This window comes from Streptomyces sp. NPDC002853 (genome assembly GCF_053591915.1).
Genome location: NZ_JBSFUS010000010.1, coordinates 251230 through 268907, shown reverse-complemented (window position 1 = coordinate 268907; position 17678 = coordinate 251230). Strand labels below are relative to the sequence as shown.

Below are 17678 nucleotides of genomic sequence, written 5' to 3'. Positions count from 1 at the left end.
AAGGAGTGGTCTTCTTCACGCCGGATCGATACGCCAGGTGATCGTCCGGCTACCCTTGGTGAACATGAAGATCGCTTTCGTAGGGAAGGGCGGCAGCGGCAAGACCACGTTGTCCTCGCTCTTCATCCGACACCTCGCCGCCACCGGAGCGCCGGTCCTCGCGGTGGACGCCGACATCAACCAGCACCTGGGCCCCGCGCTCGGCCTCGACGAGGCGGACGCCGCCGCGCTGCCCGCCATGGGCGCGCGCCTTCCCCTGATCAAGGACTACCTGCGGGGCTCCAACCCGCGGATCGCCTCCGCCGACACGATGATCAAGACGACACCGCCCGGCGAGGGCTCGCGGATCCTGCGGGTGCGCGAGGACAACCCCGTGTACGACGCGTGTGCGCGGCCGGTGGAACTCGACGACGCAGCCGTGCGTTTGATGGTCACAGGGCCGTTCACCGAAGCCGATCTCGGTGTCGCCTGCTACCACTCCAAGACGGGGGCGGTGGAGCTGCTCCTGAACCACTTGGTCGACGGGCGCGACGAGTACGCGGTCGTGGACATGACCGCGGGTTCGGACTCCTTCGCCTCCGGCATGTTCACCCGCTTCGACATGACGTTCCTGGTGGCCGAGCCGACCCGGAAGGGGGTCTCCGTCTATCGCCAGTACAAGGAATACGCACGGGACTTCGGCGTCGACCTCAAGGTCGTCGGCAACAAGGTGCAGGGCCAGGACGACATCGACTTCCTGCGCGAGCAGGTCGGCGACGACCTCCTGGTGACGGTCGGGCACTCGGACTGGGTGCGCGCCATGGAGAAGGGCCGTCCGCCCCGGTTCGAGTTCCTGGAGGACGACAACCGCCGTTCCCTGCGGGCACTTCAGAGCGCCGTCGACACCTCGTACGACCGCAGGGACTGGGACCGCTACACCCGTCAGATGGTCCACTTCCACCTGAAGAACGCGCAGAGCTGGGGCAACGAACGGACGGGTGCCGACCTGGCTGCCCAGGTCGACCCCGACTTCGTACTGCGTGAGCGGACCGTCGCCACGGCCTGAAGCGCGCCAAGGGCGCTGCGGCGAAGGGCTACGGCTTGGCTGCCGGAGCGCCCGGTACGCCCTTCGGGGCCGGTGCGGGCCTGGCGGAGAGGAAGGACTTCCAGCCCTCCTTCGGGGCCTTGCCGACCGGGAGCTTGGTGAGGCGCTGAACGGTCTGCGGGTCCTGGGCGTCGAGCCAGTCGGCGAGTTGGCGGAAGGAGACACAGCGCACTTCGCGCTTGGTGCAGACCGTCTCGATCGTCTCCTCGATGGCACGCATGTACGTGCCGCCGTTCCAGGACTCGAAGTGGTTGCCGATGATCAGTGGGGCGCGGTTGCCCGTGTAGGCGCGGTCGAAGCCCTGGAGCAGCCCGTCACGCATCTGGTCGCCCCAGTACTCGTGCTTGCTGGGGTCGCCCTGAGACGTCGTGCCCGACTGGTTCACCATGAAGTTGTAGTCCATGGTCAGCGTCTCGAACTTGCGGCCGGGGACGGGGACCAGCTGCATCGACAGGTCCCAGAGGCCTTCCTTCTTCTTGGGCCAGACCTGGTTGTTGACGCCGCTGGTGTCGTAGCGGAAGCCCAGTTCGCGGGCCGCCCGCATGAAGTTCTTCTGTCCTTCGAGACAGGGCGTGCGGGCGCCGATGAGTTCCTTGTCGTAGTCGAAGGGCAGCGGCTGCGCCTTCTTCATGCCCGTGTTCGTCTTCCATGCCTTCACGAAGGACTTGGCCTGCTCGATCTCGCTCTTCCAGTCGTCGACCGACCACTCACCCACGCCGCGGCCCGGGCCGCAGAAGTGGCCGTTGAAGTGGGTGCCGACCTCATTGCCCTCGAGCCAGGCGCCGCGGAGCTGCTCCACGGTGTCCTTGATTCCCTTGCGGTCGTTGAAGCCGATGTCCGAGCTGCCGGCCATGTGCTTCGGCGGGTCGTAGAGCTTCCGCTTCGCCTCGGGGAGCATGTACACGCCGCTGAGGAAGTACGTCATCGTGGCGTCGTTCCGCTTGGCCACCTTGCGGAAGTGCGAGAAGAGTTTCTGGCTGTCCTCGCCGGCGCCGTCCCAGGAGAAGACCACGAACTGGGGCGGCTTCTGGCCGGGTCTCAGCCGGGCGGGATCGGGCAGGTGCGGCTGGCGGCCGGTGAAGGCCGTGGAGCCGTCGCCGATCATGCGGACCGCGCTCTTGGGGGCCGGGGCGGGAGATGCTTTCTTGGCGCCCGGGGCGCCTGACTTGGCGCCGGTGTCGCCGCTGGAGCAACCGGCCAGTACCGCGACGCATGCCACGAGGGCGGTGGTGCCCGCGGCGATCCGCTGGGTCCTCTGGGTGGCGGCCATCTTCCGCCCACCTTCTTCCTTCAAGTCGGCTTCGAATGGGGCACGGCTGCAGGGGACTGCAGGAGCCCACGGGGGCACTTCAGCGGTCACCACCGGGACGCGATTGGTCCGCAATTGCCCGGGAATGAACCGCAGCGCCGCCAACGTCGCACGGGGCCGTGAGCCAAGTGGTACGACAAGCCGACAAAATGCTTTATTCACCCTTCGGAGTGATCTAATGCCCCATTTGCCCCGCTTGTCTATCCATAGCCTTTACTCTCCATTACGATTCGTTTACCGAGAGTTGATAAATCCCGCCGCTGCAACGCCGTGACCCACGGCCGCGACCCCGCCCGCCGGAGACCCTCCGGAGGGCCCCCTGTCCCGCGACCGCGCTGCCCCGGAGGAGACGGGAAACATGTCTGCCTGCGTCCCCACCCATGCCACCGACCCGGCCCACGACTCACGCGACCACGAGCCTCACGCGCCGCCGCCCGGCAAGTTCCGCAAGGGCCGCAAGTTCCGCATCGCCGGTGCCGACGTCTCCGCGTCGATCGCCGTCTTCTTGATCGCCCTTCCGCTGTCCCTCGGCATCGCGCTCGCCACCGGCGCGCCGCTCCAGGCGGGCCTCGTCGCCGCTGCCGTCGGCGGGCTCGTCGCCGGATGGGTCGGCGGATCGCCGCTGCAGGTCAGCGGACCCGCCGCAGGGCTCACGGTCGTCACCGCCGACCTCATCCACCAGTACGGCTGGCGGACCACCTGCGCCATCACCGTTCTCGCCGGGTTCTGCCAACTCGCCCTCGGCTGCCTGCACGTGGCGCGCACGGCGCTCGCCGTCAGCCCGGCCGTCGTACACGGCATGCTGGCCGGCATCGGTGTCACCATCGCCGTCGCCCAGCTGCACATCGTGCTCGGCGGCACCCCGCAGAGCTCCGTGCTCGACAACCTCCGTGGACTGCCGGCCCAGTTGGCCGACGTACATCCGGCGGCCCTGTCGATCAGCCTGCTGACCCTGGCGTTGCTGCTGCTCTGGCCGCGGATCCCCGGGCGTACGGGCAAAGCCCTGCGTGTCGTACCAGCACCCCTGGTCTCCGTCGCCGCCGCCACGGCCGTCGCCGTGGCCGCCGGGCTGAGCGTGGCCAAGGTCGATCTGCCGTCATGGCGCAGTCACGCGCTTCTCGGTCTGCCCGAAGGGCCCGCCCTCGGGCTCGTGGCCGCCGTCCTCACGGTCACGCTGGTCTGCAGTGTTCAGTCGCTGCTCGGTGCCGTCGCCGTGGACAAGCTGGTCTCCGCGCGCCGCGACCCGAGCGCCGGCGGCGTCCGCTCCGACCTCAACCGCGAACTGCTCGGCCAGGGCGCCGCCAACGCCGTGTCCGGAGCGCTCGGCGGGCTCCCCGTGGCCGGCGTCGCGGTGCGCAGCGTGGCCAATGTGCGAGCGGGTGCCGTCAGCCGGAACTCCACGATGCTGCACGGCGTTTGGGTAGTAGTGGCCGCCCTGCTGCTGGTCCCCCTCCTGGAGCTGATCCCGCTCGCCGCGCTCGCCGCCCTGGTGATGGCGGTCGGCATCCAGATGGTGAACCTGAACCACATCCGCACCATCACCCGCCACCGCGAGATCCTCGTGTACACGACCACGACACTCGGTGTGGTCCTCCTCGGGGTGCTCGAAGGCGTGACCATCGGCGTCGCCGTGGCCGTGGCCGTCGCGCTGCACCGCCTCGCCCGCACCCGGATCACCCACACCGAGGAGGACGGGGTCCACCACGTGCGCGTGCGCGGGCAGTTGACCTTCCTCGCCGTGCCGCGCCTCAGCAGGGCGCTGCATCTTGTGCCGCACGGCGCTTCGGCCGTCATCGAGCTGGACGGATCATTCATGGACCACGCCGCGTACGAAGCATTGCAGTGCTGGCAGGACGCGCACACCGCGCAGGGCGGCGCCGTCGAGGTGACCGGGCGTGCCGGGACGCGGATCGCCGAGCCCGCCAGTTCGTCGCACTCCTGCTGCCGGCCCTGGACGGCATGGCGCAACCACCACTGCGACCGCCCCCAGGAGGCACCGCAGGGCGAGACAGGGCCGAGCGGGTATCAACTGGCGAGCGGAATCAGCGCGTTCCAGCGGAACACCGCGCCGCACGTGCGAAGGGAGCTCGCCCGGCTCGCCCGCGAGGGGCAGCAGCCCTCGCAGCTCTTCTTGACCTGCGCCGACTCCCGGCTCGTGACCTCGATGATCACGTCGAGCGGCCCTGGCGACCTCTTCGTCGTGCGCAACGTCGGCAATCTGGTGCCGCTGCCGGGCGCCGAGAGCGGCGACGACTCGGTGGCCGCGGCGATCGAGTACGCGGTGGACGTGCTGCGGGTGCGGTCCATCACCGTGTGCGGGCACTCCGGGTGCGGGGCGATGCAGGCACTGCTCACCACTCCGCCCGGGGGCGCCCAGACGCCCCTGAAGCGGTGGCTGCGGCACGGGATGCCGAGCCTCGAGCGCATGGCGGCCCACGAGCAGGAGGGCTGGGCGCGGCTCGCCGGGCGGGCGCCCGCCGACGCGGTCGAGCAGCTCTGCCTGACCAATGTGGTCCAGCAGTTGGCGCATCTGCGTGGCCATGAGTCCGTGGCGCGGCGCATCGCCGAGGGCTCCCTCGAACTGCATGGCATGTACTTCCATGTCGGCGAGGCGCAGGCCTATCTGCTGACCGACAGCCCGGACGACGTATTCGACCAGGTGACGCCGTCACCGCACCAGGGAGAACCCCACGAGGAGCCGCCGAGGCGAGTAAAGGTCTAAACCAATTTTCGGCAAGCTCTTGTCACCAGGGGTTCGGGTCTGATGAGCTGTGGCTTTGGACACAACGGACACCCTGGGAATGGGAGATGTCGTGAGCAACGAAAGCCTGGCCAACCTTCTTAAAGAAGAGCGAAGGTTCGCGCCGCCGGCCGACCTGGCGGCCAACGCCAACGTCACCGCGGAGGCGTACGAACAGGCCAAGGCTGACCGGCTCGGCTTCTGGGCCGAGCAGGCCCGCCGGCTGACCTGGGCCACCGAGCCGACCGAAACGCTCGACTGGACGAACCCGCCGTTCGCGAAGTGGTTCGCCGACGGCAAGCTGAATGTCGCGTACAACTGCGTGGACCGGCACGTCGAGGCCGGTAATGGCGACCGTGTGGCCATCCACTTCGAGGGTGAGCCCGGCGACAGCCGGGCCATCACCTACGCCGAGCTCAAGGACGAGGTCAGCCGGGCCGCCAACGCGCTGACCGAGCTGGGCGTGCGGCAGGGCGACCGCGTCGCCGTCTATCTCCCGATGATCCCCGAGGCGGTCATCTCGATGCTGGCCTGTGCCCGTATCGGCGCCGCGCACTCCGTGGTCTTCGGCGGGTTCTCGGCCGATGCCATCGCCAAGCGCGTGGCGGACGCCGACGCCAAGGTCGTCATCACCTCCGACGGCGGCTACCGCCGCGGCAAGCCCGCCGCCCTCAAGCCCGCCGTGGATGACGCCGTCGCGCGCGAGGGAAGCTCCGTCGAGCACGTCCTGGTGGTGCGCCGCACGGGTCAGGACGTGGCGTGGAGCGAGGGCCGCGACGTGTGGTGGCACGAGCTGACCGAGCGCCAGTCGTCCGAGCACACGCCCGAGGCGTTCGACGCGGAGAACCCGCTCTTCATCCTCTACACGTCGGGCACGACGGGTAAGCCGAAGGGCATCCTGCACACCTCCGGCGGCTATCTCACCCAGGCCGCCTACACCCACCACGCCGTCTTCGACCTCAAGCCGGAGACCGACGTCTACTGGTGCACGGCCGACATCGGCTGGGTCACCGGGCACTCGTACATCACGTACGGCCCGCTGGCGAACGGCGCGACGCAGGTCATGTACGAGGGCACGCCCGACACCCCGCACCAGGGGCGCTTCTGGGAGATCGTCCAGAAGTACGGCGTGAGCATCCTCTACACCGCGCCCACCGCGATCCGGACGTTCATGAAGTGGGGCGACGACATCCCCGCGAAGTTCGACCTCTCCAGCCTGCGGGTCCTCGGCTCTGTCGGTGAGCCGATCAACCCCGAGGCATGGATGTGGTACCGCAAGAACATCGGCGCCGACAAGTGCCCCATCGTGGACACCTGGTGGCAGACCGAGACCGGCGCCATGATGATCTCGCCGCTGCCTGGCGTCACCGAGACCAAGCCGGGCAGCGCCCAGCGCGCCCTGCCGGGCATCGCCGCGACCGTCGTCGACGACGAGGCCCGCGAAGTGCCCGACGGCGGGGGCGGCTACCTCGTCCTGACCGAGCCGTGGCCCTCCATGCTGCGCACCATCTGGGGTGACGACCAGCGCTTCCTCGACACCTACTGGTCGCGCTTCGAGGGCAAGTACTTCGCCGGCGACGGCGCCAAGAAGGACGACGACGGCGACATCTGGCTCCTGGGCCGCGTGGACGACGTCATGCTCGTCTCCGGGCACAACATCTCCACCACCGAGGTCGAATCCGCCCTCGTCTCGCACCCCTCGGTCGCCGAAGCAGCCGTCGTGGGGGCCGCGGACGAGACCACCGGTCAGGCCATCGTCGCCTTCGTGATCCTGCGCGGCACAGCCAACGCCGACGACGAGGGCCTCGTGGCCGACCTGCGCAACCACGTGGGCGCGACCCTTGGGCCGATCGCCAAGCCCAAGCGCATCCTCCCGGTGGCCGAGCTGCCCAAGACCCGCTCCGGGAAGATCATGCGGCGCCTGCTGCGGGACGTCGCCGAGAACCGCGAGCTGGGCGACGTCACCACGCTCACGGACTCCTCCGTGATGGACCTGATCCAGACCAAGCTGCCCGCCGCGCCGAGCGAGGACTAGTCAGGCCTACGCCAGAGAGGGGCATCCGGCACCGCGCCGGGTGCCCCTCTTGCGCATAAAGTGAAGATCGCCGGATAGGTCCGGTCGCAAGTTGGGTACGCTGAGGACCGCGTCAACAGCGCGACAAGAAGAACCTAGGTGCGCCGGGAAGTCTGGTCGGCAAGTGTTTTGTCCTGCCTACCGACCGGAGGTCGACCCCCGTGGCCGCGCCCGAACCCCGCAACGCACCCCGCAACAACCGCAAGGTCCTGGGACGGCTCTCGCTGCCCGAACGGACCTTCGTCGCCAACGCGCTGCGTGCCGAGACGGTCGGTGGCGTCCTCCTCCTCGTGGCCGCCGTCACCGCGCTGATCTGGGCGAACACCGCCGGTGAGTCGTACAGGTCCGTGAGCGGATTCCACCTCGGGCCCTCCGCCCTCGGCCTCGACCTCTCCCTCGCGCACTGGGCGGCCGACGGACTGCTCGCCGTCTTCTTCTTCGTCGCCGGCATCGAACTCAAGCGTGAGCTCGTCGCGGGCGATCTGCGCGACCCGAAGGCCGCGGCCCTGCCCGTCATCGCCGCGCTCTGCGGCATGGCCGTACCGGCTCTCGTATACGTCCTGGTCAACACCGTCGGCGGCGGCTCCATGAACGGCTGGGCGGTGCCGACCGCCACCGACATCGCCTTCGCGCTCGCCGTCCTCGCGGTCATCGGCACCTCGCTGCCGTCCGCGCTGCGCGCCTTCCTGCTCACGCTCGCCGTCGTCGACGACCTCTTCGCGATCCTGATCATCGCGGTGTTCTTCACCAGCGACCTCGACTTCGCGGCGCTCGGCGGCGCGGTGATCGGCCTCGTGGTCTTCTGGCTGCTGCTCCGCAAGAACGTCCGCGGCTGGTACGTCTACGTTCCGCTGGCCCTGGTCATCTGGGGCCTGATGTACAACAGCGGCATTCACGCCACGATCGCCGGTGTCGCGATGGGCCTGATGCTGCGCTGCACCCGCCGCGAGGGCGAGGAGCACTCGCCGGGCGAGCACATCGAACACCTGGTGCGCCCCCTCTCCGCGGGACTCGCCGTACCGCTGTTCGCACTGATGAGCGCCGGTGTGGCGGTGTCGGGCAGCGCACTTCGCGACGTGTTCGGCCAGCCCGAGACGCTCGGTGTGGTGCTCGGCCTCGTGGTCGGCAAGACGGTCGGCATCTTCGGCGGCACCTGGCTCGCTGCCCGCTTCACCAAGGCCGAACTCAACGAGGAACTCGCCTGGGCGGACGTGTTCGCCGTCGCCTCGCTGGCCGGCATCGGCTTCACCGTCTCGCTCCTGATCGGCGAACTCGCCTTCACCGAGGACCCGCTCCTCACCGACGAGATCAAGGCAGCCGTCCTGATGGGCTCTCTCATCGCGGCCGTGCTCTCGGGGATCCTGCTCAAGGTGCGCAACGCCCGCTACCGCGCGCTGTACGAGCACGAGGAGCGCGACGACGACCTCGACGGCATCCCGGACGTGTACGAACAGGACAAGCCGGAGTACCACCTGCGGATGGCCGCGATCTATGAGAAGAAGGCGGCCGAGCACCGCAGGCTTGCCGAAGTGTCGGCCGGGGCACGCGCCGAGGACGACGGTCCGGCATGATCTGAGCAGACTTGACTGCGCAGACTGAGCTGAGCGGTCGTACCGGAACAGACGTATGTGAGCAGGCTTACGCAGGCTTACGGAGAAGGGGAGAAGCGATGAGCGCACCCGACGGGCCCGTCGGCACCGAACGCAGCCTCGGCCAGCTGGTCTCCACGGCGACCAGCGAGATGTCGGCGCTGGTGCACGACGAGATCGCGCTGGCCAAGGCCCAGCTGCGGCAGGACGTCAAGCGGGGTGCGGTCGGCGGCGGCGCGTTCGCCGCCGCGGGGGCGGTGCTGCTCTTCTCGCTGCCGATGCTGAGCTTCGCCCTGGCGTACGGCATCCGTACCTGGAGCGGCTGGAACATGGCCATCTGCTTCGTGCTCTCCTTCGCGGCGAACGTGCTGGTGGCGGGCGTGCTCGCGCTGATCGGCGTCGTCTTCGCGAAGAAGGCCAAGAAGGGCAAGGGGCCGCAGAAGGCCGCTGCCTCGGCCAAGCAGACGGCTGCCGTACTGCAGAACGTGAAGCCGCACCCGCGTTCGGTCGGCCCCGCGCCTGCCGTGGGCGCCACCCTCGACCGTGGCAGTGAGAAGCCTGCGGCTGTGGCACGCTCGTCTTCATGACGGACCCCGCCACGCCCGCCCCCCATCCGGCCCAACCCGCGTCACTCGTACGCATCGAAGGCCCGTGGACCCACCGGGACGTCGCCGCCAACGGCGCCCGCTTCCACATCGCCGAGATGGGCGACGGGCCGCTCGTGCTGCTCCTGCACGGCTTTCCGCAGTTCTGGTGGACCTGGCGGCACCAGATGGTGGCGCTCGCCGACGCGGGCTTCCGGGCGGTCGCGATGGACCTGCGGGGCGTGGGCGGCAGCGACCGTACGCCGCGGGGTTACGACCCGGCGAACCTCGCGCTCGACATCACGGGCGTCGTACGGTCGCTCGGCGAGCCGGATGCCGCGCTCGTCGGACACGACCTGGGCGGCTACCTCGCGTGGACGGCGGCCGTGATGCGGCCCAAGCTGGTGCGCCGCCTCGCCGTCTCCTCGATGCCGCACCCGCGGCGCTGGCGCTCGGCGATGCTCTCGGACCGCCGGCAGACCGCCGCGGCCTCGTACGTGTGGGGCTTCCAGCGGCCGTGGGTGCCGGAGCGTCAACTCGTCGCCGACGACGCCGCTCTGGTGGGGCGTCTGGTGCGGGACTGGTCGGGGCCGCGGCTGCCGGACGATGAGTCGGTGGAGACGTACCGCCGTGCCATGACGATCCCGTCGACGGCGCACTGCTCGGTCGAGCCGTATCGCTGGATGGTGCGGTCGATGGCCCGACCCGACGGCATCCAGTTCAACCGGCGCATGAAGCGCCCCGTGCGGGTTCCCACGCTGCATCTGCACGGCTCGCTGGACCCCGTGATGCGCACGCGCAGTGCCGCCGGCTCGGGCGAGTACGTCGAAGCGCCCTACCGGTGGCGGCTGTTCGACGGTCTGGGGCACTTTCCGCAGGAGGAGGACCCGGTCGCCTTCTCCACCGAGCTGGTCAACTGGCTGAAGGACCCCGAGCCGGACCGGTAGGTCGCACGGGGCCTGAAACAGGGTCAAGGGAAGGCCGGAGGACGACCCAAGGGAACACCTGTTCTTCGAACGGCCAATTGCCTCCCGCATAGGCCAATTGGGGCCCGTGGGCGCGATTACCGACCTTGGGGCACGGGCAAACGTCGGGGTATGGGCTGGACGCACGACTACAGTGACGCAGCACGCAACCGCCGCTCAGCCATCGCGCTGAACAGCCGTGAGAGGGGCGGCCCCCATGATCCGGGCCATGAAGGCCCCGCTCAAGGCATCGGCATCCCCCGCATCCTGCGCCGCAGGGCCCGCTGGGTCTCGGCGCGGCTGAGGCATACACGCGACTGAGGCCAACGCGCGACCGGACCAGGCGTACGCGGCTACACCAGGCGTACGCGGCTGATCCATCCGGACCGATCCGGCTGCTCCCCCGCCTGCGCGCCGTCTAGAGCGCGCAGCCCTCGCTGTCGACCTCTTGGTTGGCGGTGCGGCCTGCCTTGATGTCCTCGCGGACCTCGTCGGCGGTGAGGGCGTATCCGGTGTCCGGGTCGTCGAGCGACTTGGCGAACACCACGCCGTAGACCTTTCCTTCGGGCGTGAGCAACGGGCCGCCCGAGTTTCCCTGGCGGACGGTCGCGTAGAGCGAGTACACGTCGCGGCGCACGGTGCCCCGGTGGTAGATGTCCGGGCCGTTGGCCGTGATGCGACCACGCACGCGCGCCGGGCGGACGTCGTACGGGCCGTTCTCCGGGAAGCCCGCGACGATCGCGTTGTCACCGCTGACCGCGTCCTTCGACGTGAACTGCAGCGCGGGCGCATCGAGCGTCGGCACGTCCAGAACGGCGATGTCGCGCTCCCAGTCGTAGAGCACGACCTTCGCGTCGTACGTCCTGCCGTTTCCGCCTATCTGCACCGTCGGCTCGTCCACGCCGCCGACCACGTGCGCGTTGGTCATCACGCGGCGCTCGGAGAAGACGAAGCCGGTGCCTTCGAGGACCTTGCCGCAGCCGCGCGCCTCGCCCTGCACCTTCACGATGGAGCGCCGGGCCTTCGTGGCGACCTCGCTCTTGGCGAGCTTGGGGTCGGGGGCCTGGACCTCGGTGATGGGCTCGTTCGAGAACGGGCTGAAGACCTGCGGGAAGCCGTTGCGCGCGAGGACCGAGGAGAAGTCCGCGAACCAGGTGTCGGCCTGGTCGGGCAGCGTGCGCGAGACGCCGAGCAGGATCTTGGAGTTGCGTACTTCCTTGCCGACCGTCGGCAGCGTCGTGCCCGCGAGGGCGGAGCCGATCAGCCAGGCGACCAGGAGCATCGCCAGTACGTTGACCAGCGCGCCGCCCGTGGCGTCCAGGGCGCGGGCCGGCTGCCAAGTGATGTACCGGCGGAGCTTGTTGCCCAGGTGGGTGGTGAGGGCCTGGCCGATGGAGGCACAGACGATCACGATGACCACGGCCACGACGGCGGCCGTCGTGCTGACCGCTCCCTCGTCGTCCGTGAGGGCAGCCCAGATGACGGGCAGCAGGTACACCGCGACGAGTCCGCCACCCAGAAACCCGATCACCGACAGGATGCCGACGACGAATCCCTGGCGATAGCCGACGACCGCGAACCATACGGCGGCGACCACCAAAAGGATGTCCAGCACGTTCACCGATTCAATCCTCGCCTCGCATCGCGGTCGCCACGTCCCCGCAACCTTGTCATGCGCGCCAGTCGAGCGGCACCTGCTTGGTGCGGTCCCAGGGGCGCTCCCAGCCTGCGAAGTGCAGGATTCTGTCGATCACTCCGGCCGTAAAACCCCAGACCAGAGCCGATTCGACGAGGAAGGCCGGGCCTTGGTGGCCGCTCGGATGAACTGTCGTCGCGCGGTTGCCGGGGTCCGTGAGATCGGACACGGGGACCGTGAAGACGCGGGCCGTCTCGGCCGGATCGACGACGCCCACGGGGGTGGGCGTGCGCCACCAGCCGAGCACCGGGGTCACCACGAAATCGCTCACCGGGATGAAGAGCTTGGGCAGCACGCCGAAGAGCTGAACGCCCCGGGGGTCGAGTCCGGTCTCCTCCTCGGCCTCACGCAGGGCGGCGCGCAGGGGGCCGTCGGCGAGGGGATCGCCGTCCTCGGGGTCGAGGGAGCCGCCGGGGAAGGAGGGTTGTCCCGCGTGCGAGCGGAGGCTTCCCGAACGCTCCATCAGGAGCAGCTCGGGGCCGCGTGTGCCCTCTCCGAAGAGGATCAGCACGGCGGACTGGCGCCCGGCGCCGCTCTCCGGGGGCAGGAAGCGGCTGAGTTGCGTCGGTCGGACCGTCTCGGCCGCGTGTGCGACCGGATCCAGCCAGGCGGGGAGGCCTTCGGTGCTGAGGCGCACGTGTCCGATGGGGCTGCCAGTGCGGCCGGGGTCGTGACCGTGGCCGCGCTCCTGACCAGGGTTTCGGCCCAGTTCCTGACCAAGACCCCGTCCGAGTCCCTGGCCGGGCCTCTGGAAGCCGTTTCCATCTCTCATGTGCGTATCGCTCGTGTCGGTTGTCTCGCTCGTGTCGCTCGCGTGCGTCATCGGCACCCCCGTCCAACTGTGGACAACGCCTGTGGACCCTCGGTTGGTTCCTCGCTCATGCGGCGCCCAGCGGGGGCGCGGCCTTCCCCGGATAGTCCGGCGGGGGCTTGAGGCGCTGGCCCGGCAGGCCGCCCATCTCGTACTTCAGGAGCTTCTTCGCCTTCTCCGGGTCGGTCTCGCCCTCCCCGTACGCCGGGCAGAGATCGGCGATCGGGCAGGCGCCGCAGGCGGGCTTGCGAGAGTGGCAGATCCGGCGGCCGTGGAAGATCACGCGGTGCGAGAGCATCGTCCACTCGCTCTTCGGGAAGAGGTCAGCGACGGCGGCCTCGACCTTCACCGGGTCGGTCTCCTCGGTCCACTTCCAGCGCCTGACGAGGCGTCCGAAGTGGGTGTCCACGGTGATGCCGGGGACTCCGAAGGCGTTCCCCAGCACGACGAACGCGGTCTTGCGTCCTACGCCGGGGAGCTTGACCAGGTCCTCTATACGGCCGGGGACCTCGCCGCCGTGGTTGTCCCTGAGGGCCGTGGCGAGCCCCATGATCGACTTCGTCTTGGCCCGGAAGAACCCGGTCGGCCGGATCAACTCCTCGACCTCCTCGGGGCTGGCGGCGGCGAGGTCCTCCGGCGTCGGGTACGCGGCGAAGAGGCGCGGGGTCGTCTGATTCACCCGCAGGTCGGTCGTCTGCGCGGAGAGGACCGTGGCGACGAGCAGCTCGAAGGGGTTCTCGAAGTCCAACTCGGGGTGGGCGTACGAATACACCTCGGCGAGCTCACGGTTGATGCGGCGGGCTCGGCGGACGAGGGAGGTGTGCGACTCGGGCTTGGCCTTGGTCTTGGTGCTGGTGGCGGCCCTGGTCGTGGTGGTGGCCTTAGTCGTGGTGGTGGCCTTAGTCGTGGTGGTGGCCTTGGCTTTCGCTGGAGCGGCCTTCTTGACTGCCGCGGCCTTCTTGACTGCCGGGGCCTTCTTGACTGCCGGGGCCTTCTTCGCCGCGGGCACCTTCTTGGCCACAGGGGCCTTCTTTGCCGCGGGGGCCTTCTTTGCCGGGGTGGATTTCGCCGTGTCGGCAGTGGCCTGATCTCGCTCCGATGGCTTGCTCACCGGTGGCACCCTTGTCCCTTTTGTCGCATTCTCTGGCTCAGTGGATGTATGTTCGCCCACAGCGGAATCCGGTTGGGCTGTAGCCTTCCCGGTACCCCTGGCCTGTGCTCCCACCGGCTTTTTGGACACCCGGCCAGCCTAGAGCCCGACACTGACATCCGCCCTGGACCCCATGGATCGGCCCCCAATTGGCCCCCTCCCGCACAGCATGCGACGTCAGTGCGGCAGACTTGTGACTGATCACACTGTTTGGACCGTCCGGCAAAATGGGGAGCACGGTCCCCTGATGCAGGTCGACAAGGAGAGAACTCGTGGACGACGTTCTGCGGCGCGCCCCGCTCTTCGCGGCGCTCGATGACGAGCAGGCCGCGGAGCTCCGCGCCTCCATGAGTGAGGTGACGCTCGCGCGCGGGGATGCGCTTTTCCATGAAGGTGACCCCGGAGACCGCCTTTACGTGGTCACCGAGGGCAAGGTGAAGCTTCACCGCACCTCACCCGACGGCCGCGAGAACATGCTCGCGGTGCTCGGCCCCGGCGAGCTCATCGGTGAGCTCTCGCTGTTCGACCCGGGTCCGCGTACGGCCACCGCCTCCGCGCTCACCGAGGTCAAGCTGCTCGGCCTGGGCCACGGCGACCTCCAGCCGTGGCTGAACGCACGGCCCGAGGTGGCCGCGGCGCTGCTGCGTGCCGTCGCGCGGCGCCTGCGCAAGACGAACGACCAGATGTCCGATCTGGTCTTCTCCGACGTGCCCGGGCGTGTGGCCCGCGCCCTTCTCGACCTGTCGCGCCGCTTCGGCGTGCAGTCCGAAGAGGGCATCCACGTCGTGCACGACCTCACGCAGGAGGAGCTGGCCCAGTTGGTCGGCGCGTCCCGCGAGACGGTCAACAAGGCTCTGGCGGACTTCGCCGGGCGCGGCTGGCTTCGGCTCGAGGCTCGCGCGGTGATTTTGCTGGACGTGGAGCGGTTGGCCAAGCGTTCTCGCTGACGCTGTTTCGTACGCGGATGGGGTCCCGTCTCTTTGAGGCTGGGCCCCATCCGCGTTCTCGCACATGCTTTTCCCACTGACCAACCCGATCGCCCCGCGGTGTGGGGTGGCCCAGTGGGCGGGTTCCAGGTGGCCAGGTGGGCGGGTGCGCTAGATCAAGCCGTGTTCCCGCAAGTAGTCCAGTTGGGCCCTGACCGACAGTTCCGCTGCCGGCCACAAGGAGCGGTCCACGTCCGCGTAGACGTGGGCGACCACGTCCGAGGGGGCCGCGTGGCCGTTCTCCACGGCCGTCTCGACCTGGGCCAGGCGGTTCGCCCGGTGGGCCAGGTAGAACTCGACGACGCCCTGGGCGTCTTCCAGGACCGGACCGTGGCCCGGCAGGACCGTGTGCACGCCGTCGTCGACCGTCAGGGACCGCAGGCGCCGCAGGGAGTCCAGATAGTCCCCCAGGCGGCCGTCAGGGTGCGCCACGACCGTCGTACCGCGACCCAGGACCGTATCCCCCGTCAGGACCGCCTGCTCGGCCGGGAGATGGAAGCAGAGGGAGTCCGCGGTGTGGCCCGGCGTCGGGACCACCCGGAGTTCGAGGCCGCCCGTCGTGATCACGTCACCCGCGCCCAGCCCTTCGTCGCCCAGACGCAGCGCGGGATCGAGGGCCCGGACCTTGGTGCCGGTCAGCTCGGCGAAGCGGGCGGCGCCCTCCGCGTGGTCGGGGTGGCCGTGGGTGAGGAGGGTGAGCGCGACCCGCTGCCCGGCCTTCTCGGCCGTGGCGATGACGTGCTGGAGGTGTCCGTCGTCCAGGGGCCCCGGGTCGACGACGACCGCGAGCCCGGAGCCCGGCTCGGAGACGATCCAGGTGTTGGTCCCGTCCAGCGTCATCGCGGACGCGTTGGGGGCGAGGACGTTGACCGCGCGGGCGGTGGCGGGACCGCTGAGGACTCCGCCCCGGGGCTGCCCGGGAAGGGCGGCGGCTTCGGTCATGCGGGGGTGACTCCCGTCCGGTTCGTGGCAGGCAAGGCGGCAGGCAAGGACGTGCTCATGAAGGGCGTGGCCACGGTCATGCGGAGCCCCTCGTAGGGATGTGCTTCGTGAACTCTTCGTGACCCGGCCAGGTCAGCACCAACTCACCCTCCTCCAGGCGCGCTTGCGCCAGGACCGGGGTGAGGTCGCGCTCCGGGGCGGCGGCCAGGGCGTCCGCGGCCGACCCGTAGGGGCTCAGTTGGCGCAAGGTCGCGATGGTGGGCGGCATCATCAGGAGGTCGCCCTTGTCGTAGCCCGCCGTGGCCTCCCCCGGGGCGATCCACACCGTACGGTCGGCCTCCGTGGAGGCGTTGCGCGTGCGCTGCCCCTCCGGGAGGGCCGCCACGAAGAAGAACGTGTCGTAGCGCTTCGGCTCGAACTCCGGAGTGATCCACCGGGCCCAGGCGGCGAGCAGGTCGCTACGGAGGACCAGGTCCCTGCGGTCGAGGAACTCCGCGAAGGAGAGCGCGCGGGCCACCAGCGCCTCGCGGTCGGCCTCCCAGTCGTCGCCCGTGGTGTCGCCGACGACGCTCGACGGGGTCGGCCCCGCGAGCAGTACGCCCGCCTCCTCGAACGTCTCGCGCACGGCGGCGCACACGATCGCCTGGGCGCCCGGCTCGTCCACGCCGAGGCGCGCCGCCCAGGTAGCGAGGGACGGGCCCGCCCAGCGCACGAGACGGTCGTCGTCGCGCGGGTCCACTCCGCCGCCCGGATATGCGTACGCGCCCCCGGCGAAAGCCATGGAGGCGCGTCTGCGCAGCATGTGTACGGCGGGGCCCGCCACGGAGTCCCGGGAGTCCCGCAGGAGCATGACCGTGGCCGCCCGGCGCGGAGTGGCGGGCGTCAGTTCGCCGCTGCTCAGCGCACGGATGCGGTCGGGCCACTCCGGGGGGTACCACTGCCCATTTGCCATGGGCGGAGGCTATCCCCTGGTGGGCGGATGTTCGAGAGGCAATCATCGGGTGCCGGAAGGCAGCGACAAGGCCTCCTTGCGGCTGCCCTACGCCTCGGTCAGCTCCACCTGGATCTCGACCTCGACCGGCGCGTCCAGGGGCAGGACCGCCACGCCCACGGCGCTGCGGGCGTGCACGCCCTTGTCGCCGAGCACCTCGCCGAGCAGCTCGCTCGTGCCGTTGAGCACCGCGGGCTGGCCCGTGAAGTCCGGGGCCGAGGCCACGAAGCCGACGACCTTCACGACGCGGGCGATCCGGTCGAGGTCACCGGCCACGGACTTCACCGCGGCGAGCGCGTTCAGCGCGCACGTGCGGGCCAGTTCCTTGGCCTCCTCGGGGGTCACCTCTCCGCCGACCTTGCCGGTCATCGGAAGCTTGCCCTCCACCATCGGGAGCTGGCCCGCGGTGTAGACGTACACACCCGACTGGACAGCCGGCTGGTAGGCGGCGAGCGGCGGCACGACCTCGGGCAGCGTCAGGCCGAGTTCGGCCAGCTTCGCCTCGACGTTGCCGCTCATGCCTGCCTCTCCCGCTTCAGGTAGGCCACGAGCTGCTCAGGGTTGTTCGGCCCGGGCACGACCTGGACGAGCTCCCAGCCGTCCTCGCCCCAGGTGTCCAGAATCTGCTTCGTGGCATGGACGAGCAGCGGCACGGTTGCGTATTCCCACTTGGTCATATGGCCGACTGTAGCCGTTGTGAGGCACTGCTCACGGTGGCCTCCTGCTTAGCCCGGACGGCGACTGGTTAGGCTCGGAA

At 69.6% G+C, this 17678-nt stretch carries 16 protein-coding genes; 8 read left to right on the top strand and 8 right to left on the bottom strand.

The genetic code is table 11. The features are described 5' to 3' along the window. Window positions 1-64 precede the first annotated feature (64 nt). Window positions 65-1045 (top strand): ATP-binding protein, encoded by a 981-nt coding sequence (locus ACWD02_RS28170; RefSeq protein ID WP_451215202.1) that lies wholly within the window; start codon window positions 65-67, stop codon window positions 1043-1045. Window positions 1046-1073: 28 nt separating this feature from the next. On the opposite strand, the gene ACWD02_RS28165 is transcribed toward ACWD02_RS28170, so the two are convergent. Further along, window positions 1074-2354 (bottom strand): hypothetical protein, encoded by a 1281-nt coding sequence (locus tag ACWD02_RS28165; RefSeq protein WP_451215201.1) that lies wholly within the window; start codon window positions 2352-2354, stop codon window positions 1074-1076. Between the two features lie 397 nt (window positions 2355-2751). On the opposite strand from ACWD02_RS28165, the gene ACWD02_RS28160 reads away from it, so the two are divergent. From ACWD02_RS28160 to ACWD02_RS28135, 6 genes are all read left to right on the top strand, one after another. After that, window positions 2752-5115: a bifunctional SulP family inorganic anion transporter/carbonic anhydrase gene (locus ACWD02_RS28160; protein WP_451215200.1), complete on the top strand. Its 2364-nt coding sequence runs from the start codon at window positions 2752-2754 to the stop codon at window positions 5113-5115. Between the two features lie 49 nt (window positions 5116-5164). Further along, window positions 5165-7168, top strand: a complete 2004-nt coding sequence (gene acs, locus ACWD02_RS28155) for an acetate--CoA ligase (protein WP_451215199.1) — start codon at window positions 5165-5167, stop codon at window positions 7166-7168. A 200-nt stretch (window positions 7169-7368) separates the two neighbouring features. Then, window positions 7369-8778, top strand: a complete 1410-nt coding sequence (gene nhaA, locus ACWD02_RS28150; RefSeq protein WP_451215198.1) for a Na+/H+ antiporter NhaA — start codon at window positions 7369-7371, stop codon at window positions 8776-8778. 98 nt (window positions 8779-8876) lie between these two features. After that, window positions 8877-9383 carry a phage holin family protein gene (locus tag ACWD02_RS28145; RefSeq protein WP_451215197.1) on the top strand — a complete coding sequence of 169 codons (507 nt, stop codon included), beginning with the start codon at window positions 8877-8879 and terminating at the stop codon, window positions 9381-9383. Beyond that, a complete protein-coding gene (locus ACWD02_RS28140; protein ID WP_451215196.1) occupies window positions 9380-10327 on the top strand; it encodes an alpha/beta fold hydrolase in 948 nt (315 codons plus the stop codon). Before ACWD02_RS28145 ends, ACWD02_RS28140 begins: the two co-directional genes overlap by 4 nt. A 150-nt stretch (window positions 10328-10477) precedes the next feature. Next, window positions 10478-10666 (top strand): hypothetical protein, encoded by a 189-nt coding sequence (locus ACWD02_RS28135; RefSeq protein WP_451215195.1) that lies wholly within the window; start codon window positions 10478-10480, stop codon window positions 10664-10666. 97 nt (window positions 10667-10763) lie between these two features. Here the strand turns inward: ACWD02_RS28135 and ACWD02_RS28130 are convergent, their stop codons facing one another. The 3 genes from ACWD02_RS28130 to nth form a co-directional block, all read right to left on the bottom strand. Further along, window positions 10764-11966 carry a MarP family serine protease gene (locus ACWD02_RS28130; RefSeq protein ID WP_451215194.1) on the bottom strand — a complete coding sequence of 401 codons (1203 nt, stop codon included), beginning with the start codon at window positions 11964-11966 and terminating at the stop codon, window positions 10764-10766. 49 nt (window positions 11967-12015) lie between these two features. Next, on the bottom strand, window positions 12016-12678 hold the full coding sequence (locus ACWD02_RS28125) for an NUDIX hydrolase (protein ID WP_451215193.1): 663 nt from the start codon (window positions 12676-12678) through the stop codon (window positions 12016-12018). A gap of 241 nt (window positions 12679-12919) precedes the next feature. After that, on the bottom strand, window positions 12920-13963 hold the full coding sequence (gene nth, locus ACWD02_RS28120) for an endonuclease III (protein ID WP_451215192.1): 1044 nt from the start codon (window positions 13961-13963) through the stop codon (window positions 12920-12922). 311 nt (window positions 13964-14274) lie between these two features. Here nth and ACWD02_RS28115 point away from each other — a divergent pair, with 311 nt between their 5' ends. Further along, window positions 14275-14949, top strand: a complete 675-nt coding sequence (locus ACWD02_RS28115; protein ID WP_016642758.1) for a Crp/Fnr family transcriptional regulator — start codon at window positions 14275-14277, stop codon at window positions 14947-14949. A 150-nt stretch (window positions 14950-15099) separates the two neighbouring features. On the opposite strand, the gene ACWD02_RS28110 is transcribed toward ACWD02_RS28115, so the two are convergent. The 4 genes from ACWD02_RS28110 to ACWD02_RS28095 form a co-directional block, all read right to left on the bottom strand. Continuing rightward, window positions 15100-15930, bottom strand: a complete 831-nt coding sequence (locus tag ACWD02_RS28110) for an MBL fold metallo-hydrolase (RefSeq protein WP_451215191.1) — start codon at window positions 15928-15930, stop codon at window positions 15100-15102. Window positions 15931-16006: 76 nt separating this feature from the next. Next, the gene (locus ACWD02_RS28105; protein WP_451215190.1) at window positions 16007-16882 is read right to left on the bottom strand and encodes an NUDIX hydrolase; all 876 of its coding nucleotides are present in this window, start codon (window positions 16880-16882) and stop codon (window positions 16007-16009) included. 87 nt (window positions 16883-16969) lie between these two features. After that, complete coding sequence (locus ACWD02_RS28100) at window positions 16970-17440, bottom strand: RidA family protein (RefSeq protein ID WP_363210529.1); 471 nt, start codon at window positions 17438-17440, stop codon at window positions 16970-16972. Then, the gene (locus ACWD02_RS28095) at window positions 17437-17598 is read right to left on the bottom strand and encodes a DUF4177 domain-containing protein (RefSeq protein WP_010986011.1); all 162 of its coding nucleotides are present in this window, start codon (window positions 17596-17598) and stop codon (window positions 17437-17439) included. The genes ACWD02_RS28100 and ACWD02_RS28095 overlap by 4 nt, the downstream gene beginning before the upstream one ends. Window positions 17599-17678: the final 80 nt, after the last annotated feature.

What these genes read in the sequence shown, in the direction of transcription:
- ACWD02_RS28170 (WP_451215202.1), top strand. Translation starts at nt 65, where the DNA reads ATGAAGATCGCTTTCGTAGGGAAGGGCGGCAGCGGCAAGACCACGTTG.
- ACWD02_RS28165 (WP_451215201.1), bottom strand. Translation starts at nt 2,354, where the DNA reads ATGGCCGCCACCCAGAGGACCCAGCGGATCGCCGCGGGCACCACCGCC.
- ACWD02_RS28160 (WP_451215200.1), top strand. Translation starts at nt 2,752, where the DNA reads ATGTCTGCCTGCGTCCCCACCCATGCCACCGACCCGGCCCACGACTCA.
- ACWD02_RS28145 (WP_451215197.1), top strand. Translation starts at nt 8,877, where the DNA reads ATGAGCGCACCCGACGGGCCCGTCGGCACCGAACGCAGCCTCGGCCAG.
- ACWD02_RS28140 (WP_451215196.1), top strand. Translation starts at nt 9,380, where the DNA reads ATGACGGACCCCGCCACGCCCGCCCCCCATCCGGCCCAACCCGCGTCA.
- ACWD02_RS28135 (WP_451215195.1), top strand. Translation starts at nt 10,478, where the DNA reads ATGGGCTGGACGCACGACTACAGTGACGCAGCACGCAACCGCCGCTCA.
- ACWD02_RS28110 (WP_451215191.1), bottom strand. Translation starts at nt 15,930, where the DNA reads ATGACCGAAGCCGCCGCCCTTCCCGGGCAGCCCCGGGGCGGAGTCCTC.
- ACWD02_RS28105 (WP_451215190.1), bottom strand. Translation starts at nt 16,882, where the DNA reads ATGGCAAATGGGCAGTGGTACCCCCCGGAGTGGCCCGACCGCATCCGT.
- ACWD02_RS28100 (WP_363210529.1), bottom strand. Translation starts at nt 17,440, where the DNA reads ATGAGCGGCAACGTCGAGGCGAAGCTGGCCGAACTCGGCCTGACGCTG.
- ACWD02_RS28095 (WP_010986011.1), bottom strand. Translation starts at nt 17,598, where the DNA reads ATGACCAAGTGGGAATACGCAACCGTGCCGCTGCTCGTCCATGCCACG.